Source organism: Caballeronia sp. ATUFL_F1_KS39, assembly GCF_023630985.1.
Lineage (GTDB): Bacteria > Pseudomonadota > Gammaproteobacteria > Burkholderiales > Burkholderiaceae > Caballeronia > Caballeronia zhejiangensis.
In genome coordinates this window covers 12,078-35,319 of record NZ_JALQDZ010000065.1, presented here as the reverse complement: position 1 = coordinate 35,319, position 23,242 = coordinate 12,078, and the positions used below count along the sequence as shown (strand labels likewise).

Here is a 23,242-nt window from a genome sequence, read left to right as displayed (position 1 = left end):
AGCTCGATACGGAAGCCGCGCACCTTCACCTGATGATCGTTGCGGCCGAGGAACTCGATGTTGCCATCGGCACGATAACGTGCGAGATCGCCTGTGCGGTACATGCGCTCGCCAGAAGTGAAGGGGTCGGCGACGAAGCGCTGCGCGGTGAGCGCCGCGCGCCGCAGATAGCCGCTCGCGAGACCCGTACCGCCGATATACAACTCACCCGTCACGCCGAGCGGCACAGGACGCAGGAATTCATCGAGAACATAGGCTCGCGTGTTGGCCAACGGTCTCCCGATGGGAATCGACATGCCGTATGCGATGTCATCGTGATAGGCATGCGTCAACACGCCCACGGTCGTCTCGGTCGGGCCATAGTGATTCAGAATGCGCATGCCGGGCTTCAGTGCCTGCACGCGGCGGATCCAGTCGGAGCGCGTCGCTTCCCCGCCTAGCACGAGCAATTGCGTCGGCAATGCAGGCGCGGTGTCGAGCGTAACGTCAACGAGCGCGCGCAAATGTCCGGGCACGATCTTGAGCACATCGATTCCGCGCTGACGCATGTACTGCCCGAACAGATAGCTATCAGTGGTGCGTTCGTTCGACAGCACATGCAGCTCGTGGCCAGCGACCAGCGCACCGAACAGAATCGTATTGCCCAGATCGGTCGCGATGGTCGAAGCGAGGGCCATCTTGCACGGCGCGAGCACGTTCATCCTCGCAAGCACGCCGCTCAGATAGTTCGATAGATTCCGATGACTCAGCACGACGCCCTTGGGGTTGCCGGTCGAGCCGGACGTGTAAATCACATACGCGGGGCTGTGCGACTGCAGGTCAATGGCGGGATCGATATCGGGACATGCATCGATACGGCACGCTTCTTCGTCGGGACAAACAATCGAGACGTTAAGCGCGACCCGTGAAAGACCGTCGAGCAACGATGTCTGAGTCACGAGCAGCGATACATCGGCGTCGTCGAGCATGTACGCGAGGCGCTCGGCGACCGAGGCGGGATCGAGCGGCACATACGCAGCGCCTGCCTTGAGTATCGCCATCAACGCGACGATCATGTCGATGCCGCGCTCCATGCACAATGCGACGCGATGTTCCGGTTCGACGCCAAGCGCGATGAGATGGTGCGCAAGCCGATTAGCGCGCGCATCGAGTTGCGCATACGTGAGGGATTCGTCTTCGAAAACGAGCGCGATCGCATCGGGCGAGCGTCGGACCTGTTGGGCAAAAAGTTGATGGATACTCAAGTGCTCGGGATACGCAGCAGCGGTGTCGTTCCATCGCCTGAGGGATGCATGCTCTTCGGGTAGCACGATGTCGAACGCGTGCAGAGGCGCATCGGGTTTTTCTAGCGCTTGTTCGAGCAGACGCGCGAAGCGTTCCCCGAGCCTTGCAATCGTGTGCTCGTCGAAAAGATCGGATGCGTAGCTCAGGCTACCGGTAAAGCGCCCTTGCGTGTGCGCGAGCTTCAACGTGAGATCGAACTTCGCGCCGGCTTCGGAAGGAGGCAGCAACTCGAGCGTGAGTCCGGGCAAGGCGAGCGGCTCCGTCGGGGCGTTCTGCAACACGAACATCGCCTGGAAGAGCGCCGTACGGCTAGTATCGCGAGCGGGCGCGAGTGCTTCGACGAGCTTCTCGAACGGCAAGTCCTGATGCGCGTAAGCGGCGAGCGTCGTATCGCGAACTTGCCTGAGCAATGTACGCAACGAAGGCGAGCCGGAGAGATCCGCGCGCATGACGAGCGTATTGATGAACAGGCCGATGAGCGGCTCGACTTGCGCATGCGTGCGATTGGCGATCGGCGAGCCCACCGCGATATCCGTTTGCCCGGACAAACGCGCGAGGAGCGTCTGGAAGACGGCGAGCAGCAGCATGAAGGGCGTGGCGCCTTCGCGTTGCGCGAGCGCGATCAGCCGCTCGGAAAGCGCCGGGCTGAGGGCGAAGGGCAAGCTGGCACCGCGCCCGCTGATGTGCGAGGGCCGGGGGTGATCGGTCGGCAGATCGAGCGGCGCGAGGCCTTCGAGCCGATTGCGCCAGTACCGAGTCTGTCGTTCGAGTTCGGCGCCGGCGAGCCAATCGCGCTGCCACAAGGTGAAGTCGGCGTACTGCACATCGAGCGGCGGCAACGCAGCAGGCGCGTTCGACAACGCCGCCGTGTAGCACGCGCCGAATTCACGCACGAGCACGCCCGTCGACCAGCCATCGTAGATGATGTGATGGATCGTGAACAGCAGGACATGCTCTCGCGCGGACAGGCGCATCAATCTCGCTCGGAGCAGCGGACCCTGTTCAAGATCGAATGCGCGTATTGCCTCATCTTGTGCGAGGCGGCGGACTTCGGTGGCCTGCGCATCGGCATCGAGCGTATCGAGCGCGATCAGCGGCACGGTGACCTGCGCTTGCATTGCGATGCGTTGAACCGGAACGCCGTCGTGTTGCGCGAAGCAAGTGCGCAGGACTTCATGCCGATCGATGAGCGCGTTCATCGCGGTCTGCAACGCCCGAGCATCGAGCGATCCGGTGAGACGCACGGCCACTGGAATGTGATACGCGGACTGACCCGGGTTGAGTTGCTCGAGGAACCATAAACGTTCCTGCGCGAAGGACAACGGCAGATGCGCGGGGCGCTCGCGCGTCTGCAAAGGCGGCAAGATGCTCGCGCGATCCGAAGGCGCATCGAGCGTCAGCGCTTCGGCAAGCAAAGCGACGCCAGGCGCATCGAACAGCGTCCGCAAGGGCAGCTCGATCGCAAGCGTCTGACGCAAACGCGAGACGAGTTGCGTAGCAAGCAGCGAATGGCCGCCGAGCGAGAAGAAGTTGTCGAAGACGCTCACGCGCTCGAGGCCGAGTACATCGGCGAAGCACTTCGCGAGCGTGTGTTCGAGCAAGGTGCGCGGCGCGACATACGCGGCAAGGTTTTGCCATTCAGGATCGGGCAAAGCGCGACGATCGAGCTTGCCGTTGGGTGTCAGCGGCAGCGCGTCGAGCAGCACGAAAGCCGACGGCACCATATAGTCGGGCAGACGAGAACGTGCATGTTCCCGAAGTGCCTCGATGTCGATATCGCCGGTTGCCGTAACATAAGCGACGAGTTGCTGATCCAGCGTTTTTTGATGCCGCATGCGGCCGATGACGACAGCCTCGCGCACCGACGGATGACTGGCGACGTGCGCTTCGATCTCGCCGAGCTCGATACGGAAGCCGCGTATCTTGACTTGATGATCGTTGCGTCCGAGGAACTCGATATTGCCATCGGCGCGATAACGCGCGATATCGCCGGTTCGATACATGCGCGCGCCCGCGATGAACGGATCATCGATGAAACGTTCGGCCGTGAGTTCGGGCCGGTTCAGATAACCACGCGACACACCCGCGCCGCCTATAAACAACTCACCGATCGCGCCCGGCGGGACCCGCCGAAGGTGCGCATCGAGCAGATAGATGCGCGCGTTGGCAATCGGCTTGCCGATGACCGGCTGCACCTGGTCTGCCGTGATCTCGGTAAGCGCCGCATCGACGGTGCATTCGGTCGGACCGTAGACGTTGAACGCGCGAATCTGTTCAGCGTTCGCCAGTCGATTCCACGTCTGTTGTGTGATCGCTTCGCCGCCGATAAGCAAGGTCAGCTTCGACCGCCGGCGTTCGAGCAAGCCGCTGGCGAGCATGACATCGAGTTGAGTGGGCGTGCAGTCGAGCACGTCGATATCGGCGTTGTTCAGATAGTCGATGAGCACCGCACTATCGGTGCGCACGTCGGCGGGAATCACGATCAGTCGATGACCTGCAAGCAGCGCCGTGAGGCTCTTCAATGAAGAGTCGAACGCGATGCTCGCGTTCAGACCGATGCCGGAGCGCGCGGCGCAACGTGCGAACACCGTCGATTGCAGCGCGTAATGCAGATTCACGACATGGCGATGTTCGACCATCACGCCCTTGGGCTTGCCGGTGGAGCCGGAGGTGTAGATGACGTAGGCGAGATGATGAGGCGCGACGTTCGTTTGCGGGTTCTCTTGTGGGAGCGCTTCATCGAGCGATGCATCGATATCGAGTACGTCGAGCGCGCCGGTGTCGCCCAATGCTTCCCGGCCCGCGGCATCGGCGAGCAGCAGACGCGGCGCGGCATCGGTGAGGATATGGTTCAGGCGCTCGCCCGGATAAGCCGGATCGAGCGGCACGTAAGCGCCGCCTGCCTTGAGTATCGCCATCAACGCGACGATCATGCCGATGCTGCGCTGCATGCACAGCGCGACGCGATCCTCCGGCCGGACGCCGAGCGCGATCATTCGATGCGCAAGCCGATTCGCACGCGCATTGAGTTCGGCATACGTGAGCGAATCGCCTTCGAATACCAGCGCGGTCGCTTCAGGCGAGCGCCGAACCTGCTGCTCGAACAGACGATGGACGCATACATCTTCGGGATGCGCCTCGGCCGTGTCGTTCCATCGTTCGAGCAGCGCATGCTCGTCGGGCAGCACCAGTTCGAACGCGTGCAAGGGCGCATCCGGTTGATCGAGCGCCTGTTCGAGAAGACGCGTGAAGCGTTCGCCCATGCGCACGATCGTCTGTTCATCGAACAGGTCGGTCGCATAAGCGAGCGTGCCTTGGAATCGATCTTGTGTATGCGTCAGATTCAGCGTGAGATCGAACTTCGCGCCGGCATCGGCGGGGCGCATCACTTCGAGCGTCAGGCCGGGCAGCGCGAGCGGCTCCATCGGCGCGTTCTGAAGGACGAACATGACCTGGAACAACGCCGTGCGGCTGGTGTCGCGAACCGGTGCGAGCGCTTCGACGAGCTTCTCGAACGGCAAGTCCTGATGGGCGTAAGCGGCGAGCGTGGTCTCACGCACTTGCGCGAGCAGTTCACGCAGCGACGGCGATCCCGAAAGATCGGCGCGCAAGACGAGCGTGTTCACGAACAGGCCGATGAGCGGTTCCGTCTGCGCATGCGTGCGGTTTGCGATCGGCGACCCTATGGCGATGTCGTTTTGACCGGACAGTCGCGCGAGCAGCGTCTGGAACACGGCGAGCAGCAGCATGAACGGCGTGACGCCCTCCCGATTCGCAAACGCGTCGATCCGTTCGCATAACGCGGCACCTACCGCGAATGGCACACTCGCACCGCGTCCGCTCATTTGCGATGGACGTGGGCGATCGGCGGGCAGGTTCAGCGGTGCGAGTTCGGCGAGCTGATTGCGCCAGTATTGCGTCTGACGGTCGAGTTCTGCACCCGCCAGCCAATCGCGCTGCCACAAGGTGAAGTCGGCGTATTGCACGGCCAGCGGCGGCAGTGAAACAGGCTCATTGCGTAACGCAGCCGCATAGCCCGCACCGAGTTCACGCACGAGCACGCCCGTCGACCAGCCATCCGAGACGATATGATGCATCGTGAACAGCAGGACATGTTCGTCTTGTGCAACGCGCAGCAGGAGTGCGCGCAGCAACGGACCGCGCTGAAGATCGAATGCCCGCGTGGCTTCGTGCTGCGCGAGTCGACGCAGTTCGGCGGCTTGCGCACCAGATGCTAGCGCATCGAGCGCGATGACCGGCACCGCGATGTGCAAGTGCGGCGCGATGCATTGCACGGCCTGTCCGTCGTATTGCGCGAACGTGGTTCGCAAGCTCTCGTGACGCTCCACGAGCGCGTTCAGCGCGGTCTCGAATGACGGCACATCGAGCGATCCGTTCAGACGCACCGCGACTGGAATGTTATACGCGGATTGTCCGGGATCCAGTTGTTCGAGGAACCACATACGTTCCTGCGCGAAGGAAAGCGGCAGATGAGCGGGTCGCTCGCGTGCTTGCAGAGGCGGCAAGGCGCTCGCGACGCGGCGTGACTCATCGAGCGCAAGCACTTCGGCAAGCGCTGCAACGCTTGGCGCATCGAACAAGGCACGCAGCGGCAAGTCGATGGAGAGCGCTTGGCGCACGCGCGAAACGAGTTGCGTGGCCAGCAGCGAATGACCGCCCAGCGAGAAGAAGTTATCGAACACGGCGACACGTTGAAGGCCGAGCACACTGGCAAAGCATTGCGCGAGGGTTTCTTCCAGCGATGTGCGCGGCGCGACATATGTGGCCTGATCCTGCCACTGCGGATCGGGCAATGCGCGACGATCGAGCTTGCCGTTGGGCGTCAGCGGCAAGGCATCGAGCACCACGAACGCCGAGGGCACCATGTAATCGGGCAAGCCCGATGCAAGATGTTCGCGCAACATGCCCGCGTCGATCTCGTCCGTACCGGTGACGTACGCGATGAGTTGCTGATCCTGCGTCGCTTCATGCCGCGTGCGCGCGATGACGACAGCCTCCCGCACCGACGGATGACTCGCGATCTGCGCCTCGATCTCGCCGAGTTCGATACGGAAACCGCGAATCTTGACTTGATGATCGTTGCGTCCGAGAAATTCGATGTTGCCATCGGCGCGATAGCGTGCGATGTCGCCGGTGCGATACATGCGCCCGCCCGGTACGAAGGGATCGTCGAGGAAGCGCTCGGCGGTGAGTTCGGGACGGTTCAGATAGCCGCGTCCGACACCCGCGCCGCCGACATAGAGTTCGCCCACGGCGCCGACAGGCATCAGGCGGCGCTCGGCATCCAGCAGATAGATGCGCGTGTTCGCGATGGGACCGCCGATCGGCACCGGGTTCGACTCTTCCGGCAGGCACCGATACGCGGTCGCCCAAACCGTCGCTTCCGTCGGACCGTATTCGTTGTAGAGGGCGACCGGTCGAGGCAGCGTGGAGCTTTGCTTCGCGAGTCCGGGCGGGCACGCTTCGCCCGCTACGATGATCTCGCGAAGCTTATGATCATCGCTCGACGACATACTGTCGAGAATGGCCTGACCGAGCGACGGCACGCACAACACACGCGTGATGTCGCGGTGCCGCACCAGTTCGATGATCGCGTGCGGGTCTCGCGCGGTATCGAGATCGACGAGCGCAAGACAGCCTCCGTTCGTGAGCGTGCCGAAGAGGCCCGCGACGGAGCTGTCGAACGCGAGCGACGACAGCAGCAGGAAGCGTTCGTTCGGTGCGCGCTCATAGAACCGGTGCCGCGCGAAGGTGGACGCGACGAGCGTTCCGTGCTCGATCGCCACGCCTTTGGGCTTGCCGGTCGAACCCGATGTGTAGATCACGTAAGCAAGGTTGCTCGGCCTGACGTTCGGGCGCGGATCATCGTGCGGATACGCGTCGTCGAGCGCTGCTTGCGGATCGATGACAGTGAGCGAACCCGTGTCGCCCAATGCTTCGCGACCGGCGGCATCGGCAATGAGCAGACGAGGCATCGCATCGGTGAGGATATGCGTCAGGCGTTCGCCCGGATAAGCGGGATCGAGCGGCACGTACGCGCCGCCTGCCTTCAGTATCGCCATCAACGCGACGATTCCTCCGATGCCGCGTTCCATGCAGAACGCGACGCGATCTTCCGCTTGCACGCCGAGCGCGATCAGCCGATGCGCAAGCTGGTTCGCGCGCGCATCGAGCTGCGTGTACGTGAGCGACTGATCCGCGAAGATGAGCGCGAGGGCATCCGGCGTGCGCCGGACTTGCTCTTCGAAGAGTTGCTGGATGCAAACATCGTCGCGATAAGCCGTTGCCGTGTCGTTCCATCGTTCGAGGAGCGCGTGCTCCTCGGGCAGCACGATGTCGAGCGCAAAGAGCGGCGCATCGGGCTGATCGAGCGCCTGTTCGAGCAAGCGCGCGAAGCGCTCGCCGAAGCGCGCGATGGTGCGTTCATCGAAGAGGTCGGTGGCGTAGTTCAGGCTGCCGGTCAGATGGTCTTGCGTATGAGTCAGGTCCAACGTGAGATCGAACTTGGCGCCGGCTTCGGCCGGTGGCAGCGGTTCCAGCGTGAGGCCGGGCAGCGCGAGTGGTTCGAGCGGCGCGTTTTGTAACACCAACATCACCTGAAACAACGCGGGGCGGCTAGTGTCCCGAACCGGCGCGAGTGCTTCGACGAGCTTTTCGAACGGCAAATCCTGATGCGCGTAAGCAGCGAGCGTCGTTTCGCGGACTTGCGTGAGCAACGTACGCAACGACGGCGATCCCGAAAGATCGGCGCGCAGCACGAGCGTATTGACGAAGAGGCCGATGAGTGGCTCGATCTGTGCATGCGTGCGATTGGCGATGGGCGAGCCGACGGCGACATCGTTCTGTCCGGAAAGGCGCGCAAGCAGCGTCTGGAACACGGCGAGTAGCAGCATGAAAGGCGTGACGCCTTCCCGCTGCGCGAACGCATACAGCCGTTCGCACAGCGCGGGGCTGAGCGCGAAAGGCAAAGTCGCGCCGCGTCCGCTGATCTGTGCGGGGCGTGGACGGTCGAGAGGCAAGTCCAGCGGCGCGAGATCGGCAAGACGACCGCGCCAGTATTGCGTCTGGCGTTCCAGTTCCGCATCGGCGAGCCAGGCACGCTGCCAAATCGTGAAGTCGGCGTACTGCACGGGCAAGGGCGGAAGCGCAACCGGCTCCTTGCGCACGGCAGCCGTATAGCATGCGCCGAGTTCGCGAACGAGCACGCCGATAGACCAGCCGTCCGAGACGATGTGATGCATCGTGAACAACAGGACATGTTCAGCGGATGACAACCGCAGCAATCGCGCGCGAAGCAGCGGTCCATGTTGAAGATCGAAGGCGCGCGAGGCTTCGATCTGCGCGAGACGGCGGACCTCGGCGCTTTGCTCATCGGCGACGCGTTCATCGAGTTCGATGATCGGCAGCGCGATCTTCAGGCTGGACGCTATGCATTGCATCGCTTGGCCGTCGTGCTCCACGAACGATGTGCGAAGGCTCTCGTGACGTGCCACGAGAGCGTTCAACGCGGTTTCGAATGCGTGAACATCGAGCGAGCCGAAAAGGCGCACGGCGACGGGTATGTTGTACGTCGATTGGCCCGGATCGAATTGATCGAGGAACCACAAGCGTTCCTGTGCGAACGACAGCGGCACTTGCGCGGGACGCGGCAACGCTTGCAACGGCGGGCGCGCCCCGGCGCGATGAGCCGTGTCCTCCAACGCGTCGGCGAGCGCGGCGACGCTCGGCGCATCGAACAGCGTGCGCAAGGACAATTCGATCGACAGGGCTTCGCGCAGTCGCGAGACGAGTTGCGTGGCGAGCAGCGAGTGCCCGCCAAGCGCAAAGAAGTCATCGAAGATGCTCACGCGTTCGAGGCCGAGCACGCTGGCAAAGCACTCGGCAAGCGATGTCTCGAGCGATGTCCGCGGCGCGACATACACGGCGAGGTTCTGCCATTGCGGATCAGGCAGCGCGCGTCGATCCAGCTTGCCGTTCGTCGTAAGCGGCAAGGCATCGAGCGTCACGAACGCGGACGGCACCATGTAATCCGGCAGACGCGAACCGAGATGCTCGCGAAGGTCGCTCGTGTCGATGTCGGAAACGCCGGTGATATAGGCGATGAGTTGCTGATCCTGCGTCGCTTCATCGCGTGCGCGCGCGATGACGACGGCTTCGCGCACCGCCGGATGACTGGCGATCTGCGCTTCGATCTCTCCCAACTCGATACGAAAGCCTCGAACCTTGACCTGATGATCGTTGCGCCCGAAAAACTCCAGACTTCCATCGGGACGATACCGTCCGAGATCGCCCGTGCGATAGAGCCGCGCGCCCGGAACGAAGGGATCGTCGATGAAACGCTCCGCGGTCAGCTCGGGCCGATTGAGATAGCCGCGCGCCACGCCCGCGCCGCCGACATACAACTCGCCGACCGCACCGACAGGCGCGAGCCGCTGTTGCGCATCGAGCAGATAGATCGTGAGGTCGGGAATGCGCACGCCGATCGGGCTGTGGCTGTCCGCGCAGTCTTCGCGATCGAGCGGTCGATAAGTCACATGCACGGTCGTCTCGGTGATGCCGTACATGTTGACGAGGCGCGGATGCCGATCCGAATGACGCGCGTACCACGCCTCCAGCATCGAAGGATTCAACGCCTCGCCGCCGAATATCACATAGCGCAACGCGGTGGGCGCATCGTTCGTCTCCTGCGCCTGAATCAATGCGCGAAACGCGCTCGGTGTCTGATTCAGTACGGTCACGCGTTCCCGCTGAAGCAGTCGAAGAAAGTCGGGCGCGAAGCGCGCAAGCTGTTGCGGCACGATCACGAGCTTGCCGCCATAACGGAGCGCGCCCCACATTTCCCAGACCGAGAAGTCGAAGGCGAACGAGTGGAACAGGCACCATACGTCGCGTTCATCGAAATTGAACCAGTCGTGCGTCGCATCGAAGAGGCGAACGATCTGCGCGTGCTCGATCATCACACCCTTGGGCTTGCCGGTAGAACCGGACGTGTAGATCACGTATGCGAGATGCGACGGAGCGACGGCCGTGACCGGATCGTCTTGCGAGATGTCGTCGTCGAGCAATGCATCGGGATCGATCACGGTAAGCTCGCCCGTATCGCCGAGCGCCGCGCGGCCGGGGGCGTCGGCGAGCAACAGGCGCGGCGTCGAGTCGCTGAGAATGTGGCTCAGGCGCTCGCCCGAATAAGCGGGATCGAGCGGCACATAAGCGCCACCGGACTTGAGGATCGCGAGCAACGCGACCATCATGCCGATGCCACGCTCCACGCATAACGCGACGCGATCTTCCGGTCCCACGCCCAGCGCGATCAGACGATGCGCGAGCCGGTTCGCTCGCGCATTGAGCTTCGCATAGGTCATGGATTGATCTTGGAAGACGAGCGCGACCGCGTCGGGCACGCGCCTGGCCTGTTGCTCGAAAAGCTGGTGAATGCACATGTCCGATGGATACGAAGCCGTGTCGTTCCATGTCTTCACCAGCAGCTCATACGTGTCGGGCGGCACGACGTCGAGCTGATTCACTGGCGTTTGCGGCGCTTCTTCGAGTGCGTGCGCAAGGCTCGACAAAGCCTGCGCCATATATCCACAGAGCTGTGCGGGCGACAGCGGCGCAACGGTCTGCGCGATGAGACCGAGACTATCGCCGTTGTCATCGACGCACAACGTCAGCGGATAATTGGTGCGCTCTTCGGCGCCGAGCAGTTCGATGCCGTCGAAGGGGGTGTGCCGGTCGTCGGATGCGCGATTATGACGATAGTTGAGCAGCGCATTGAAGAGCGGCGCGGGCGCGGCGATGCCGCTGCATCGTTGAGCGAGCGCGAGCGGGGCATGCTGATGCTGCAGCAGCGCGGCGAGACGGTCATGCGCAAGACGCGCGCTGTCAGCGACGGAAGCGTCGTCGATGTCGAAGCGAACCGGCAAGGTGTTGATTACGAGCCCGAGCGCCTGGTCGACGCCCGCCTGCATGCGTCCGAGCAACACGGTGCCGAATACCACGCACCCATCGGAATCCAGTGCGCTGCCCGCGTTCAACACGCGCGCCCACGCGAGATGACAGAGACTCGCGAGACTGACGCCGATATGCCGGGCCTGCGCGCGCAGACGCGCATCGAGTTCGGCGGGCAGCGTGATGTGCGCTTCGGCGACGGCTGAGCCGTCGTGATGCACATCGGTCAAGCCGAACGGCAACGTGGGCTCGCTGACATCGGCGAGCATGTCGCGGAAAAAGGCTTCCTGCGCGTCATGGTTCGCCCCGAGCCGGGCCTGCGCGACAAGGTCGCGGAATGGTTGCGCCGCGCCCAATGCGTGCGCGCGGCCATCGAGAATCGCGCCGATTTCCGCATGCATGACCTCGAGCGTCGCATGATCGCCGATCAGATGATGCCAGTTCAATTGCATCAGCCAGCGATCCCCGCTCGCGTCGCGTGCGATTGCAATCTGCATCAGGGGCGCGCGAGCGAGATCGAGGCGCTGCGTGCGCGCATCGAAATGATGCGTCAGATCGTCGACTTCGACGATCGTCACGGGCGCATGACGCAGGACGACTTGCGCCGCCGTCGTCACGCCTTCGTGAACGAACGCAGTGCGCAGAATGTCATGCCGCGCGACGACCTGTTGCAACGCATCGACCCATGCATCGAGACGGGCGCGGCTGTCGAACGCGAGGCGCGCGGTTTGCAGATACGGATCGCCTTCCGTCGTGAGCATGTGATGAAACAGGATGCCTTCCTGAAGCGGCGCGAGTGCATAGATATCCTGAACGTTAGAGATTCCGCCAGGCATTTGATCGGCGATGCGATCGATATCCGTCTGCGTCAGCGAGATGAGCGGCAGCATGTCCGGCGTGATGGCGCTGTTCGCGGGCGTGATGACATTGGGCGGCACGACAATGTCGGACTTCGGCGCGGCGTAATCGATGGCATCGGCGAATGCGCTGAGCACGGGCGTCGCGAAGAGATCTCGCACGCTCGCTTGCAGCCCGATGCGCCGCAAGCGCTCGATCAACGTCACCGCGAGCAGCGAGTGGCCGCCGAGCGCGAAAAAATTGTCATGCCGACCGACACGATCGATTCCCAGCAGTTCAGCCCACAGTCCGGCAAGCGCGCTTTCGGTGCGACCTTGCGGTGCTTCGAAGGGACGCAGCGCGAAGGCGTCGGCTTGCGGATCGGGCAACGCGCGGCGATCGAGCTTGCCGCTCGGCGTAAGCGGCAGCGCATCGAGCGCAACGAACGCGGCGGGCGTCATATAGTCGGGAAGACGCGTGCTCAGATGTTCGCGCAAGTCGCTTGCGTCGATGCCGAATTCATCGCGTGCGGTGACATAGGCGATGAGTTGCTGATCCTGCGAGCCGGGCGTGCGCGAACGCGCAATCACCACCGCATCGCGCACGGCCGGATGACTCGCGATCTGCGTCTCGATCTCGCCGGGCTCGATGCGGAAGCCGCGAATCTTGATTTGCAGATCATTGCGTCCGAGGAATTCGATATTGCCGTCGAGATGAAAGCGGGCGAGATCGCCGGTGCGGTACATGCGTGCGCCGGGCACGAACGGATCGTCGAGAAAGCGCTCGGCCGTGAGCTCGGGACGATTCAGATAGCCGCGCGCGACACCCGCGCCGCCGATATACAGCTCGCCCACCGCTCCAGGCGGCACCGTGCGACGCCGTGCGTCGAGCACATACGTGCGCGTGTTGGCGAGCGGCTTGCCGATAACCGGTCGCGCCTGTTCATGCGTGATCTCCGCGAAAGTCGCATCTACCGTGCATTCGGTCGGACCATAGACGTTGAACGCACGTATGCCTTGTGCGCGCGCAAGACGGCTCCACGTCTGCGGCGTGAGCGGTTCACCGCCGACGAGCACGGTCAGTGGCGCTTGCCGTCGTTCGAGCAGACCGGCCGAGAACAGCGATTCGAGTTGCGTCGGCGTGCAGTCGAAAACGTCGATACCGGATGTGTCGAGAAAATCGACGAGCGCCATCGCGTCGGTGCGCACATCGGCGGGAACGATGACGAGCCGATGCCCGGACAGCAACGCGGTGAGATTCTGGACGGACGCATCGAAGGCGATGCTTGCGTTCAGCGTCACGCCCGCGTGCGGCGCGCACTGCGCGAACACGGTCGATTGCAACGCATGATGCAGATTCATCACGTGCCGGTGCTCGACCATCACGCCCTTGGGCTTGCCGGTGGACCCCGACGTGTAGATGACATACGCGAGATGATGCGAGGCGAGGGCGGGCACATGCGGATCGTCGTTCGGCAGCGCATCGTCGAGCGATGCATCCGGATCGAGCACCGTAAGCGCGCCGATATCACCGAGCGCGTGACGGCCCGCTGCATCGGCGACGAGCAACCGAGGCGAGGCATCGCCGAGTATGTAACTCAGACGTTCGCCCGGATAAGCTGGATCGAGCGGGATGTAAGCGCCGCCCGACTTGAGTATGCCGAACAACGCGACGATCGCGCCGATGCCGCGCTCCATACACAAGGCGACGCGATCTTCGGGACGCACGCCGAGCGCGATGAGCCGATGCGCGAGCCGGTTCGCGCGCGCATTGAGCTGCGCAAACGTGAGCGATGCGCCATCGCAGGCGAGTGCGACGGCGTCGGGCGTGAGCCGTGCCTGCTGCTCGAGAAGCCGATGAATGCACTCATGCTCCGGATACGGCGCGGTCGTGTCGTTCCAGCGTTCGAGGAGCGCCTGCCTTTCAGGTAACACGAGCTGAAGCGTATGCAGCGGCGCATCGGGCCGATCGAGCACTTGTTCGAGGAGACGTGTGAAGCGGCGCGCGTGCGCCTCGACGGACTCGGGCGTATAGAGCAACGGATTGCCATCGAACATCAATTCGATGCCAAGTTCATCGCCCTGGTCATGCACGATCAGCGCGAGATCATCGGGCGTGCCATAGAACGAGCGATTCGAGCCGATGACGCAGCCCGCGAAGTTCAGCGCACGGCTGTACTCCGGCATGATGTTCACCGTGGGACCGAAGAGCGGCCTGTCGGCTTCGATGCGGCCGACATCGCGCCGGATATCTTTCACGCGATAGCGCTGATGACGCAGCACGCGGCGGCTTTGCCGCGCGACGGCATCGAGAAGATCGACGATGGTCGTGCGTTCGTCGACGATCGCTCGTAACGGCAGCGCATTCGACAACATGCCCGGCACGCTTCTCGCCAGACGTCCGACGCGTGCGGTGACGGGCAACCCGAGCACCACTTCGGGCTGGCCGCTCAGACGTGCGACATAGGCGGCCATGACCGCCGTCATGATTTGCGGCCAGGTCGTGCCGTTGCGTTCGGCCATATCGCGCATGCGCGCGGTCGTGTCGGGCGACAGACGGATCCGCGCGCTCGCCTGCGAATAGGCTTCTGCGGGCATCGGCTCGGGCGCCATGCATGCCGAGAGGATCACAGGCTCGGGGCAACCCGCCATGTATTCGTGCCAGAACTGCCGATCGTTTTCGAAGGCGCTGGACGCGCGATACTCGGCGTCGTTATCGAGGAGATCGGCAAGACGCGCCCAGCCGGACGGTGCGGGATCGTCTCCTTGGATCAGTGCCGAGTAAATGGCTGCGAGCCGCTGCGTGAACAGCAAAAACGAAAAGCCATCGAACGCTACATGGTGAATCCGCTGAAAGAAGAAGAAGCGCGTGGGGCTCGCCTGAAAGAGCTGCCCATCGAATAGCGGCCAATGGCCGAGGTCGAAGGCGGTGGCCAGCGCGATCTGCACAGCGCGATCGATCGCTTCCAGCGGATCGGGTGCATCGCTTACATCGACCACGCGCAGTGTGAAGTGCAACGGCTCATCGGGAACGGTCTGACGCGGCAAGCCGTCGGTGACGAAGAGGCGCACGCGCATGCCTTCGGCTTCGTCGATGGTTTGCCGCAGCGCTGCCTGAAGCGCATCGACATCGAGCGGTCCGATGATCTCCGTGAGTTGAGCAAGATTGAAGCGCGGATCGCGCAAATCGAGTTGCTGTCGAAAGAAGATGCCCGATTGAGCGGGCGTGATGGGAAAACCGTGCATGGCGTCGATCCGTAGTGGAGAGCACGCGCGTGCTCTGAAAGCGATAGTCGAGAACGTCGTCATCGGAACGCGTGGAAGAAGCGCACGCGCGTTCGCGCGTGGTTGCATCTGGCACAGGTCCTTGCGTGTTCGTCAGACTGATGCGGCGGCGTAAAGCGACGCAAACGCGCCTCGATTGGCCGCGGGTATGAATGTGGAACTCAGGAAGTCACGAGCCTCGAAAGCGAACCGAGGGCGACGAACGCTCTCATCCGGAACGCGAGCATGGCGCTGTGCTGCGCGCGGATGACGTCTTTCACCGCGGGATCGCTCAGTGAACCGAGGCGATTGAGCGGCGTTCTGAAACAATGAGCGAGTGTGATGCCGAAATCGTTATCGGCGGGATCGACGCCATGCCACCAGAACGGTGGGATATAGAGAACGTCGCCGGGCGCAAGCGTGGTTTCGAACTTCGTCAGTGCACCGTCCGCGGGAAAGAAGCGCGCGCCATCATTCATGTGATGAAGATTGGACTTGATCGGCACGGCATACGCTTGCCAGTTTTCACTGGACAGCCTGAACATGGAAATGCGCTTGGTGCCGATGATCTGCGTGGTTAGCGTCTCGTCGGTCGTGTGGTAGTGCCATTCGGTCGAAGCATTCCGATAGATGAAGAGCCGGTCTTGTGCATATGCGCGCGGCGGTCGATCGTGCTCTCTTTCGAGAAACTCATAATGGCCGAGATCGGGTTTCCATTCCGACGGAATAGGGAGCGCGCGGATCGCATGCGTCTCGTCCGGCCCTGCGTCGCGCAGACGCGTAATCGCCTGATTGAGTTTGAGCTTCGGGAGATTTGCATACCAGAGACCGGTGGGCGAGGCGTTGAACGCATCCGAGATGCCGACTTCGCTATCCGTCAATGCTTCGAGATAGCCGGGTGCGTTCCATTTCCGGAGAGCAGGCCAGTTGCGCACCGCTCCTCTGATGACAACAGGTTTCTGAGCGCAGACATGGTCGCTCCAGAATTGTCCGTGTCTGAGCGTTTCATTATCGATGGACGGAAGCTGAACGCTGCGTCCCGGAACGAGGTCGATCACTTTCACAATGCGCTTGGCCATTTCCCACTCCCAGATCGAGAATCATCAGGACCGTGCAGTCCAGTTCTGTTCGATGTAGTCCAGGCATTGCCTGCGTGAACAATCTGGATACTCCACCGTCCAGCCGTCCGGAACCTCGAGATGAGCGGGCCAAAGCGAGCGCTGCTGCGATTCGTTGATCAGCACACGGAATGTGCCCTGATCGTCGTCGAATGGATTGTCCACGCTGTTGCTCCCTTCGTTCGTGCTTCGGATTGCAACGAAATATAGGCGCCGGGAGTTAGCATTGAATGAGGTGTCGCGAGAGCCATAGCGTGCGTCGAGCGTGGCGCGCACTCGATGCGACGAGCACCTTGTAAAAGACGTGAGGAATGCATCGCTATTTAATATCGGCTTCGGATTGGTAGCAAGGGAAATTGCGGGGGCCTTACCGAGTTCGATATGTCTCGCGTGATGAGTGCTTTGCGCGATGCCCACATCGCGCTCGGCGCAAGGCACGTCGAGTTGCTTGTGACGCGTGTGCTGCCCTTGGGGGACGAGGTACGCAGCTATGCAAGCGCTTCCCGATGGCCTCGATCGCAATAAAAGAAGCGTATCAAGGATTGGTTTTCTAATCCAAAGCGCCCGGCATTTGCATGCAGACGGGCACAGACTCGGTCTTAACTCGAAAGAGCGTGCGCTGTGCACCTCGCCCGAGTTTGTGAGTGCTTCAAACATGGACTGCGGTCCCGGTGAGCCGCGCACGCGCGTATCCCGGCGCATACGAGAACTTTCCGCGATGCCGTGCGCTGTCGCCAGGCGCTGCGGTTCCGTCGCGCGGGCTCGACTGCACCCGCCGACGCCATCGAACGCGTGGCGCGTCATGCGAACTTCCATCTGCATCGGGCTGGGCCCTGGCACGAAGCCGTCGTCGATGACAACCGCGTGCGCGCGCGTGCGGAAGACGGCACGTTCGAATTCGATTTCGTGATCGCGGGCACGGGCTACACGGTCGATCTGCATGCGCGGCCCGAACTCGCCGGCATCGCCCATCGTGTGCTGCTTTGGCGCGACCGCTACCGCCCGCATCCGACGAACGCGACGATGCGCTCGAATATGTGGAGAAGCGGCCCGGCGAGGCATCGTTCCTGAAGAATATCCACGTCGTCAATGCCGCGGGATTGGTGAGCCGGGGCGAAGCCGCTGCGCCACGCTGTTACCGGTAACGCGCGCAATTGCACGAATCGCGAAACTGTCGTTATACTGGCTCCGCGATCGAGTGGCCTGACCACCGCGATTGGCCTGACCGCAGGACGAATCAAGCAGACTGACTGGAAGCGTCGCATCGGCACCGCGCCCGATGCGCCCGGAAGGGGCGTGCTGTAGATGAAGTCGCGCAGCGCCTCTCCACAAGAAAAATGAAAGGAGACAACCCGATGTTCCGTGAAGGAGTGCAGGCAAGAGCCGCGCTCGCGCTCGCCGTCTGCATGCTCGCAGGCGCCGCGCACGCGCAGGTCGCAACGGGCGACACCACGCAAAAAAAAATCGCCCTGTCGAATAGCTTCGCGGGCAACGCGTGGCGGCAGTCGATGCTCAAGAGCTGGAACGCCGTCGCCCAGCAAGCGGTGGCGGACAAGAAGATCGCGGCCGCGCCCGCTTTCACGACCGCCGAGAATCAGGTGACGGAGCAGGCGCAGCAGGTTCAGAACCTGATCCTGCAAGGCTATAACGCGATCGTCATCGACGCCGTTTCGCCGACCGCGCTCAACGGCACCATCAAGAAGGCATGCGCTGCGGGCGTCGTCGTGGTCTCGTTCGACGGCGTCGTCGACGAGCCGTGCGCGTATCGCGTCAATTTCGACTTCAAGGGCTGGGCGGAGCAGGGCGTCGACTATCTGGCGACGAAGCTCAATGGCCACGGCAACATACTGGAAGTGCGCGGCGTGGCCGGCATCTCCGTCGACAACCTCATGCACGAAGGCGTGCTCGAAGGGCTCAAGAAGCATCCGGGGCTCAAGCTCGTCGGCTCGGTGAACGGCGACTGGACGCAATCGGTCGCGCAGAAGGCTGTGGCCGGCATTCTCCCGACGCTACCGCAAGTCGATGGCGTGGCGACCGAAGGCGAGATGTCGTTCGGCATCGCGCAGGCGTTCAAGGCCGCCAATCGTCCCGCGCCGCCGATGGTCATCGGCAGCACCTATCCCGAACTGCAATGGTGGAGCGAGCAGGCGAAGACCGGTTATCAGTCGCGCTCGCTGTCGAATCCGCCGGGCGCGGTCTCGTTCGCGTTCTGGGTGGCGCAGCAAGTGCTCGCGGGCAAGAAGATTCCGAAGGAAGTCACCATTAACGTGCCGCTGCTCGCCATCTCGCAGCAGGAGTTGCCGGCGAGGCTCGCCGCGACGCCGCCGGGTGGAATCGCCGACGTCACTTATACGCTGCCGCAGACCGTGGCCTTGCTCGACAAGAAATAAGCATTCGATGACGCCACGCATGGAGGCATGTGAATGGGCGCAACTATCAATACAGAGGACGAGCGCACGCTGATTCGCTTCGAAGGCGTCGGCAAGACCTTCGGCCGGGTGCGCGCGCTCGCGGACATCGACTTCGCGTTCACGCGCGGCGAATGCGTCGGCATCGCGGGACACAACGGCGCGGGCAAATCGACGCTCATGGCCGTGCTCGCGGGCGTGTATGCGCCGACGCAGGGCCGTATCGAAGTGGACGGCCAAAGCGCGCCGCACTACGACGCCAACGCCGCGCGCAAGGCCGGCGTGCGCTGCGTCTTTCAGGAACTCTCGCTGTGCGCGAACCTGACGGTCGCGGAAAACATGACGATCGTGCATCCGCAATTGCGCGGGCGCGGCTGGCGGCGCACGGCAACGGCGCTCATGCGCGACAAGCTCGAAGAGATTTTTCCGGGCAACGGACTGAAGGGCAACGAACTCGTGTCCGATCTGACGCTCACGCAACAGCAGATGGTCGAGATCGCGCGCGGGTTCACGGTGACGGACGCGCCCGTGCGTCTCGTGATACTCGACGAGCCGACCTCGTCGCTCGATGCCCATACCGCCGACCAACTGCTTGCCTTCGTCCGGCGCGCGGCAGAGAGCGGCATCACCTGTCTGCTGATTACGCACATGCTCGGCGAGATAGAGCGCGTCGCGAATCGTGTGATGGTGATGCGCGACGGCGGCATCGTCGGCGTGCTGCCGGGCAACGAGGCGAACCGTGCGTCGATCATTCAGGCGATGGGCCAGCATCTGGAAGCGGAGAAAACGCCGGCCGCCGCACGCATACGCAACGCACAAAGCGATGACAAACCGTTCCGCTGGAACGTCGGCGGAAGGAAACATACGCTGATCGAGGCATCGCGCGGAGAGATCGTCGGCTTCGCCGGACTCGCGGGCCAAGGCCAGACCGAAGCGCTGCTCGCCATCTACGAGGCGGCGACGAGCCACGGCGCGGGCCGCATGAAAGCCGCATTCGTTGCCGGCGATCGCGGGCGCGACGGCGTGTTCCCGGTGTGGTCCATCGCGCAAAATCTCGATTTGCGGTGGCTTCTCGGCGGCGCGAAGCGCAAGCGCGGACTCGTCGATCGCGCGGCGGCGCGCGCGCTCGTGGAAGCGTGGCGCACGAAGATCGGCATACGCGGCGCGCCGATGAGCGCGGGCATCCTGTCGCTCTCGGGCGGCAACCAGCAGAAGGTGCTGTTTGCGCGCGCGCTGTCGTCGGACGCGCAGCTCATTCTGATGGACGATCCGACGCGCGGCGTCGATGTAGGCACCAAGCGCGACATCTACCGGCTCGTTCACGACGAAGCCGCGAAAGGCCGCACGTTCATCTGGTACACGACAGAAAACGAAGAGCTGTCGCATTGCGACCGCACGTATGTCTTTCGCTCGTCGGCGGTCACGCGCGTCTTGCATGCGGACGAATGCACGGAAGAAGCGCTGCTCGCTGCGAGCTTCGAGGAGCAGGCCGCATGACCCCCGCGCGCATCACCTTCCGGGACACGCAAGCGCGTCTGCGCGCGCTGCTTCCCGCCATCTCGCTCGTCGCGGTGCTCGTGCCGATTCTCGTCATGCAGCCCGCCGTGATGAGCTATTTCGGGTCGAGCCTGCTGCTCAATCTGGCCGTGCCGATCGTGCTCGCCACGCTTGCGCAACTCGCGATCATCACCGTCAACGATCTCGACTTGTCCATCGGTCCATTCGTGAGTCTCGTCGCGTGCATCGGCGCGACGCTGCTCGTCAAGGAGCCGTGGCTCGGCGCGCTCGCGCTCGTCGCCTGTGTGCTCGCGTATGCAGCCGTCGGCGCGCTGATCGAACTGCGGCAGATTCCGTCCATCGTCGTGACGCTCGGGCTGTCGTTCGTGTGGAGCGGGCTCGCCATCGTGCTGCTGCCTTCGCCGGGCGGCGCGAGTCCCGGCTGGCTCGGCACGGCGATGAGCTATCAGACGCCGTTCATCGCCGCGCCGATCGTGTGGTCGGTGCTCATTGCCATCGCAGGGCACATTCTGCTGATGCGCACCTCGGCCGGCGTGCGCATACGCGGCGCGGGCGGCAATCCGCGCGCGATGCGGCGCTTCGGCTGGTCGCTCGTGCGCAGCAAGGCGACGCTTTACGGCATCGCGGGCGTGTTCGGCGTGCTGTCGGGTCTTTCGCTGCTCGGGCTCACGACCTCCGCCGACGCGAACCTTGCGCTGCGCTACACGCTGCTCTCGATTGCGGCGGTCATTCTCGGCGGTGGCGAATTCGTCGGCGGGCGCGTATCGGTCATCGGCGCGGTGCTCGGTGCCATCACGCTCACGCTCGCGGCGTCGTTCCTCGCCTTTCTCAACATCTCGGCGGATTGGCAAGTCGGCATGCAGGGCGCGATCCTGATCGTCGTGCTGTCCTTGCGCGTGCTGCTGCAACGCGGGGAACGGCAATGAAATCGCAGACTTCCGGTGAAGCGCTCGCCAACAACGATACCGCGTGGGAACGGCTGAAGGGCGTTCAAGCGCCCTGGGCGTGGTCTTTCGTCGGCACGGTGCTCGTGTGGTTCGGTATCGTCGGCATCTTCGGCTTCGGCATCGCGAGCAATGTCGCGCAGACGGCCCTCACCTACGGCGTGTTCATGGTGCTGGTCGGTCTCGGGCAGATGCTCGTCATCACGTCGGGTGTCGGCAACATCGACCTCTCGGTGCCGTCGACGATCGCGCTCGCGGGCGTCGTCGGCATGCACGCGATGGGCGGCTCCAACGGCCAGATTGCGCTCGGCGTCGCGGCGGCGCTCGGCGTGGGCGTCGCGGTCGGGATCGCGAACTACATGCTGATCCGGCTGCTGCGCATTCCGCCGATCATCGCGACGCTGTCGTCGAGCTTCATCATCCAGTCGATCGCCATTACGCAAGGGCGCCAGCTTCCGCCGCCGCCGCCCGCGCTGGGCGCATTCGCCACGAGCCGGCTCTTCAACGTGCCGTATATCGCGCTGGTTGCGCTCGCCTTGTCGGTCTCGCTCGCGGTGCTGCTTCATCGCGCCGTGTATGGCCGCAGGCTTTCGGCGATCGGACAGAACGCGCGCGCCGCGTGGCTCGCGGGCGTGAACGTGCATCGCACGCGCTGCCTTGCCTACGTGCTTTCGTCGATGATCGCGGCGCTCACGGCCCTGCTGCTCGCGGCGACATCAGGCGGCGCGTCGCTCGATATGGGCGTCGAGTACATGCTGATCTCGATCGCCGTGGTCGTGATCGGCGGCACGCTGGTCACGGGCGGCAAGGCGACGATCGTCGGCGTATGGGGCGCCTCGATGTTCCTGTTTCTCACCAACGCCGCGCTCAACGCGGTCGGCGCCGATGCCGGCGTGCGCTCCATCGTGTACGGCGTGCTCATCATCGCGGTGACGGTCGCCGCCGGCGGAAAACCGGCGCGCTGACACGCAATCCACAAAGGACGAGGAGACATGAAACCCAGCGATTTCGAAGTGCATGATCCGCGTTTCAGGCTGCTGCTGCAGCCGAACGCGTTCCTTTCCAAAGTGACGGACGAATGCCTCTGGGCGGAAGGACCGGTCTATTTTCCGGCCACGGACCTGTTCGTCTGGAGCGACATCCCGAACAACCGCATGCTGCGCTGGGCGCCGGGAATGGGCGTCGGCGTGTTTCGCGCGCCGTCGAACTACAGCAACGGCAACACGCGCGACCGCGAAGGGCGGCTCGTGAGTTGCGAGCATGGCGCGCGGCGCGTGACGCGCACGGAGCACGACGGCAGCGTGACCGTGCTTGCATCGCATTTCGAAGGCAAGCGGCTGAACTCGCCGAACGATGTCGTCGTTGATTCGAAGGGCGACATCTGGTTCACGGATCCCGACTACGGAATCTTGAGCGACTACGAAGGCTATCGCGCAGAGAGCGAGATCGGCCGATGCAACGTGTATCGCCTATCGCCCGACGGCGCGCGTGTGCATCTCGTCTGCGACGACTTCGCGAAGCCCAACGGCCTCGCGTTTTCTCCGGACGAATCGCAGATCTACATCGCGGATTCGGCCGCTTCCCACGACGAAGAAGCGCCGCGTCATATCCGCGTGTTCGATGTATCGGGCGATGGCGTATTGCGTAACGGACGCGTGTTCATCGAGATGCAGAGCGGCGTGCCGGACGGCATGCGGGTCGACGAGCACGGCAATGTCTGGACCAGCGCGGAGGACGGCGTGCACTGCTACGCACCCGACGGCACGCTGCTCGGCAAGATCCTCATTCCCGAGGTCGTCGCGAACCTCACGTTCGGCGGCATCCATCGAAATCGCCTGTTCATTACGGCGACGTCATCGATCTATTCGCTGCATGTCGGCGTGCGTGGCGCGGGACGGTAA

At 63.3% G+C, this 23,242-nt stretch carries 9 protein-coding genes; 6 read left to right on the top strand and 3 right to left on the bottom strand.

The features are described 5' to 3' along the window. The 3 genes from NCR93_RS31495 to NCR93_RS32090 all read right to left on the bottom strand — a co-directional run. Window positions 1-15,335, bottom strand: a 15,335-nt coding sequence (locus NCR93_RS31495) for a non-ribosomal peptide synthase/polyketide synthase (protein ID WP_241814320.1), incomplete at its 3' end; no start/stop codon positions are given. A 200-nt stretch (window positions 15,336-15,535) separates the two neighbouring features. Beyond that, entirely contained in the window at window positions 15,536-16,432 is an 897-nt protein-coding gene (locus tag NCR93_RS31490; RefSeq protein ID WP_175983209.1) for a cupin-like domain-containing protein, read from the bottom strand. A 24-nt stretch (window positions 16,433-16,456) separates the two neighbouring features. Beyond that, window positions 16,457-16,636, bottom strand: a complete 180-nt coding sequence (locus NCR93_RS32090) for an MbtH family protein (protein WP_175983208.1) — start codon at window positions 16,634-16,636, stop codon at window positions 16,457-16,459. A gap of 558 nt (window positions 16,637-17,194) precedes the next feature. Between NCR93_RS32090 and NCR93_RS31480 the strand changes: the two genes are divergently transcribed. The 6 genes from NCR93_RS31480 to NCR93_RS31455 all read left to right on the top strand — a co-directional run bounded on the left by NCR93_RS31480 (window position 17,195) and on the right by NCR93_RS31455 (window position 23,242). Next, a complete protein-coding gene (locus NCR93_RS31480; RefSeq protein ID WP_175983207.1) occupies window positions 17,195-17,542 on the top strand; it encodes a hypothetical protein in 348 nt (115 codons plus the stop codon). A gap of 284 nt (window positions 17,543-17,826) precedes the next feature. Beyond that, on the top strand, window positions 17,827-18,861 hold the full coding sequence (locus tag NCR93_RS31475) for a substrate-binding domain-containing protein (protein WP_008345492.1): 1,035 nt from the start codon (window positions 17,827-17,829) through the stop codon (window positions 18,859-18,861). A 33-nt stretch (window positions 18,862-18,894) separates the two neighbouring features. Next, the gene (locus tag NCR93_RS31470) at window positions 18,895-20,376 is read left to right on the top strand and encodes a sugar ABC transporter ATP-binding protein (RefSeq protein ID WP_175983206.1); all 1,482 of its coding nucleotides are present in this window, start codon (window positions 18,895-18,897) and stop codon (window positions 20,374-20,376) included. Continuing rightward, on the top strand, window positions 20,373-21,323 hold the full coding sequence (locus NCR93_RS31465) for an ABC transporter permease (RefSeq protein WP_008345494.1): 951 nt from the start codon (window positions 20,373-20,375) through the stop codon (window positions 21,321-21,323). Before NCR93_RS31470 ends, NCR93_RS31465 begins: the two co-directional genes overlap by 4 nt. Then, window positions 21,320-22,306: an ABC transporter permease gene (locus tag NCR93_RS31460; protein WP_175983205.1), complete on the top strand. Its 987-nt coding sequence runs from the start codon at window positions 21,320-21,322 to the stop codon at window positions 22,304-22,306. Before NCR93_RS31465 ends, NCR93_RS31460 begins: the two co-directional genes overlap by 4 nt. 27 nt (window positions 22,307-22,333) lie before the next feature. Then, complete coding sequence (locus NCR93_RS31455) at window positions 22,334-23,242, top strand: SMP-30/gluconolactonase/LRE family protein (RefSeq protein WP_008345503.1); 909 nt, start codon at window positions 22,334-22,336, stop codon at window positions 23,240-23,242.

Coding starts and splice junctions, on each gene's coding strand:
- NCR93_RS31490 (WP_175983209.1), bottom strand. CDS start 16,432: ATGGCCAAGCGCATTGTGAAAGTGATCGACCTCGTTCCGGGACGCAGC.
- NCR93_RS31470 (WP_175983206.1), top strand. CDS start 18,895: ATGGGCGCAACTATCAATACAGAGGACGAGCGCACGCTGATTCGCTTC.
- NCR93_RS31460 (WP_175983205.1), top strand. CDS start 21,320: ATGAAATCGCAGACTTCCGGTGAAGCGCTCGCCAACAACGATACCGCG.
- NCR93_RS31465 (WP_008345494.1), top strand. CDS start 20,373: ATGACCCCCGCGCGCATCACCTTCCGGGACACGCAAGCGCGTCTGCGC.
- NCR93_RS31455 (WP_008345503.1), top strand. CDS start 22,334: ATGAAACCCAGCGATTTCGAAGTGCATGATCCGCGTTTCAGGCTGCTG.
- NCR93_RS31475 (WP_008345492.1), top strand. CDS start 17,827: ATGTTCCGTGAAGGAGTGCAGGCAAGAGCCGCGCTCGCGCTCGCCGTC.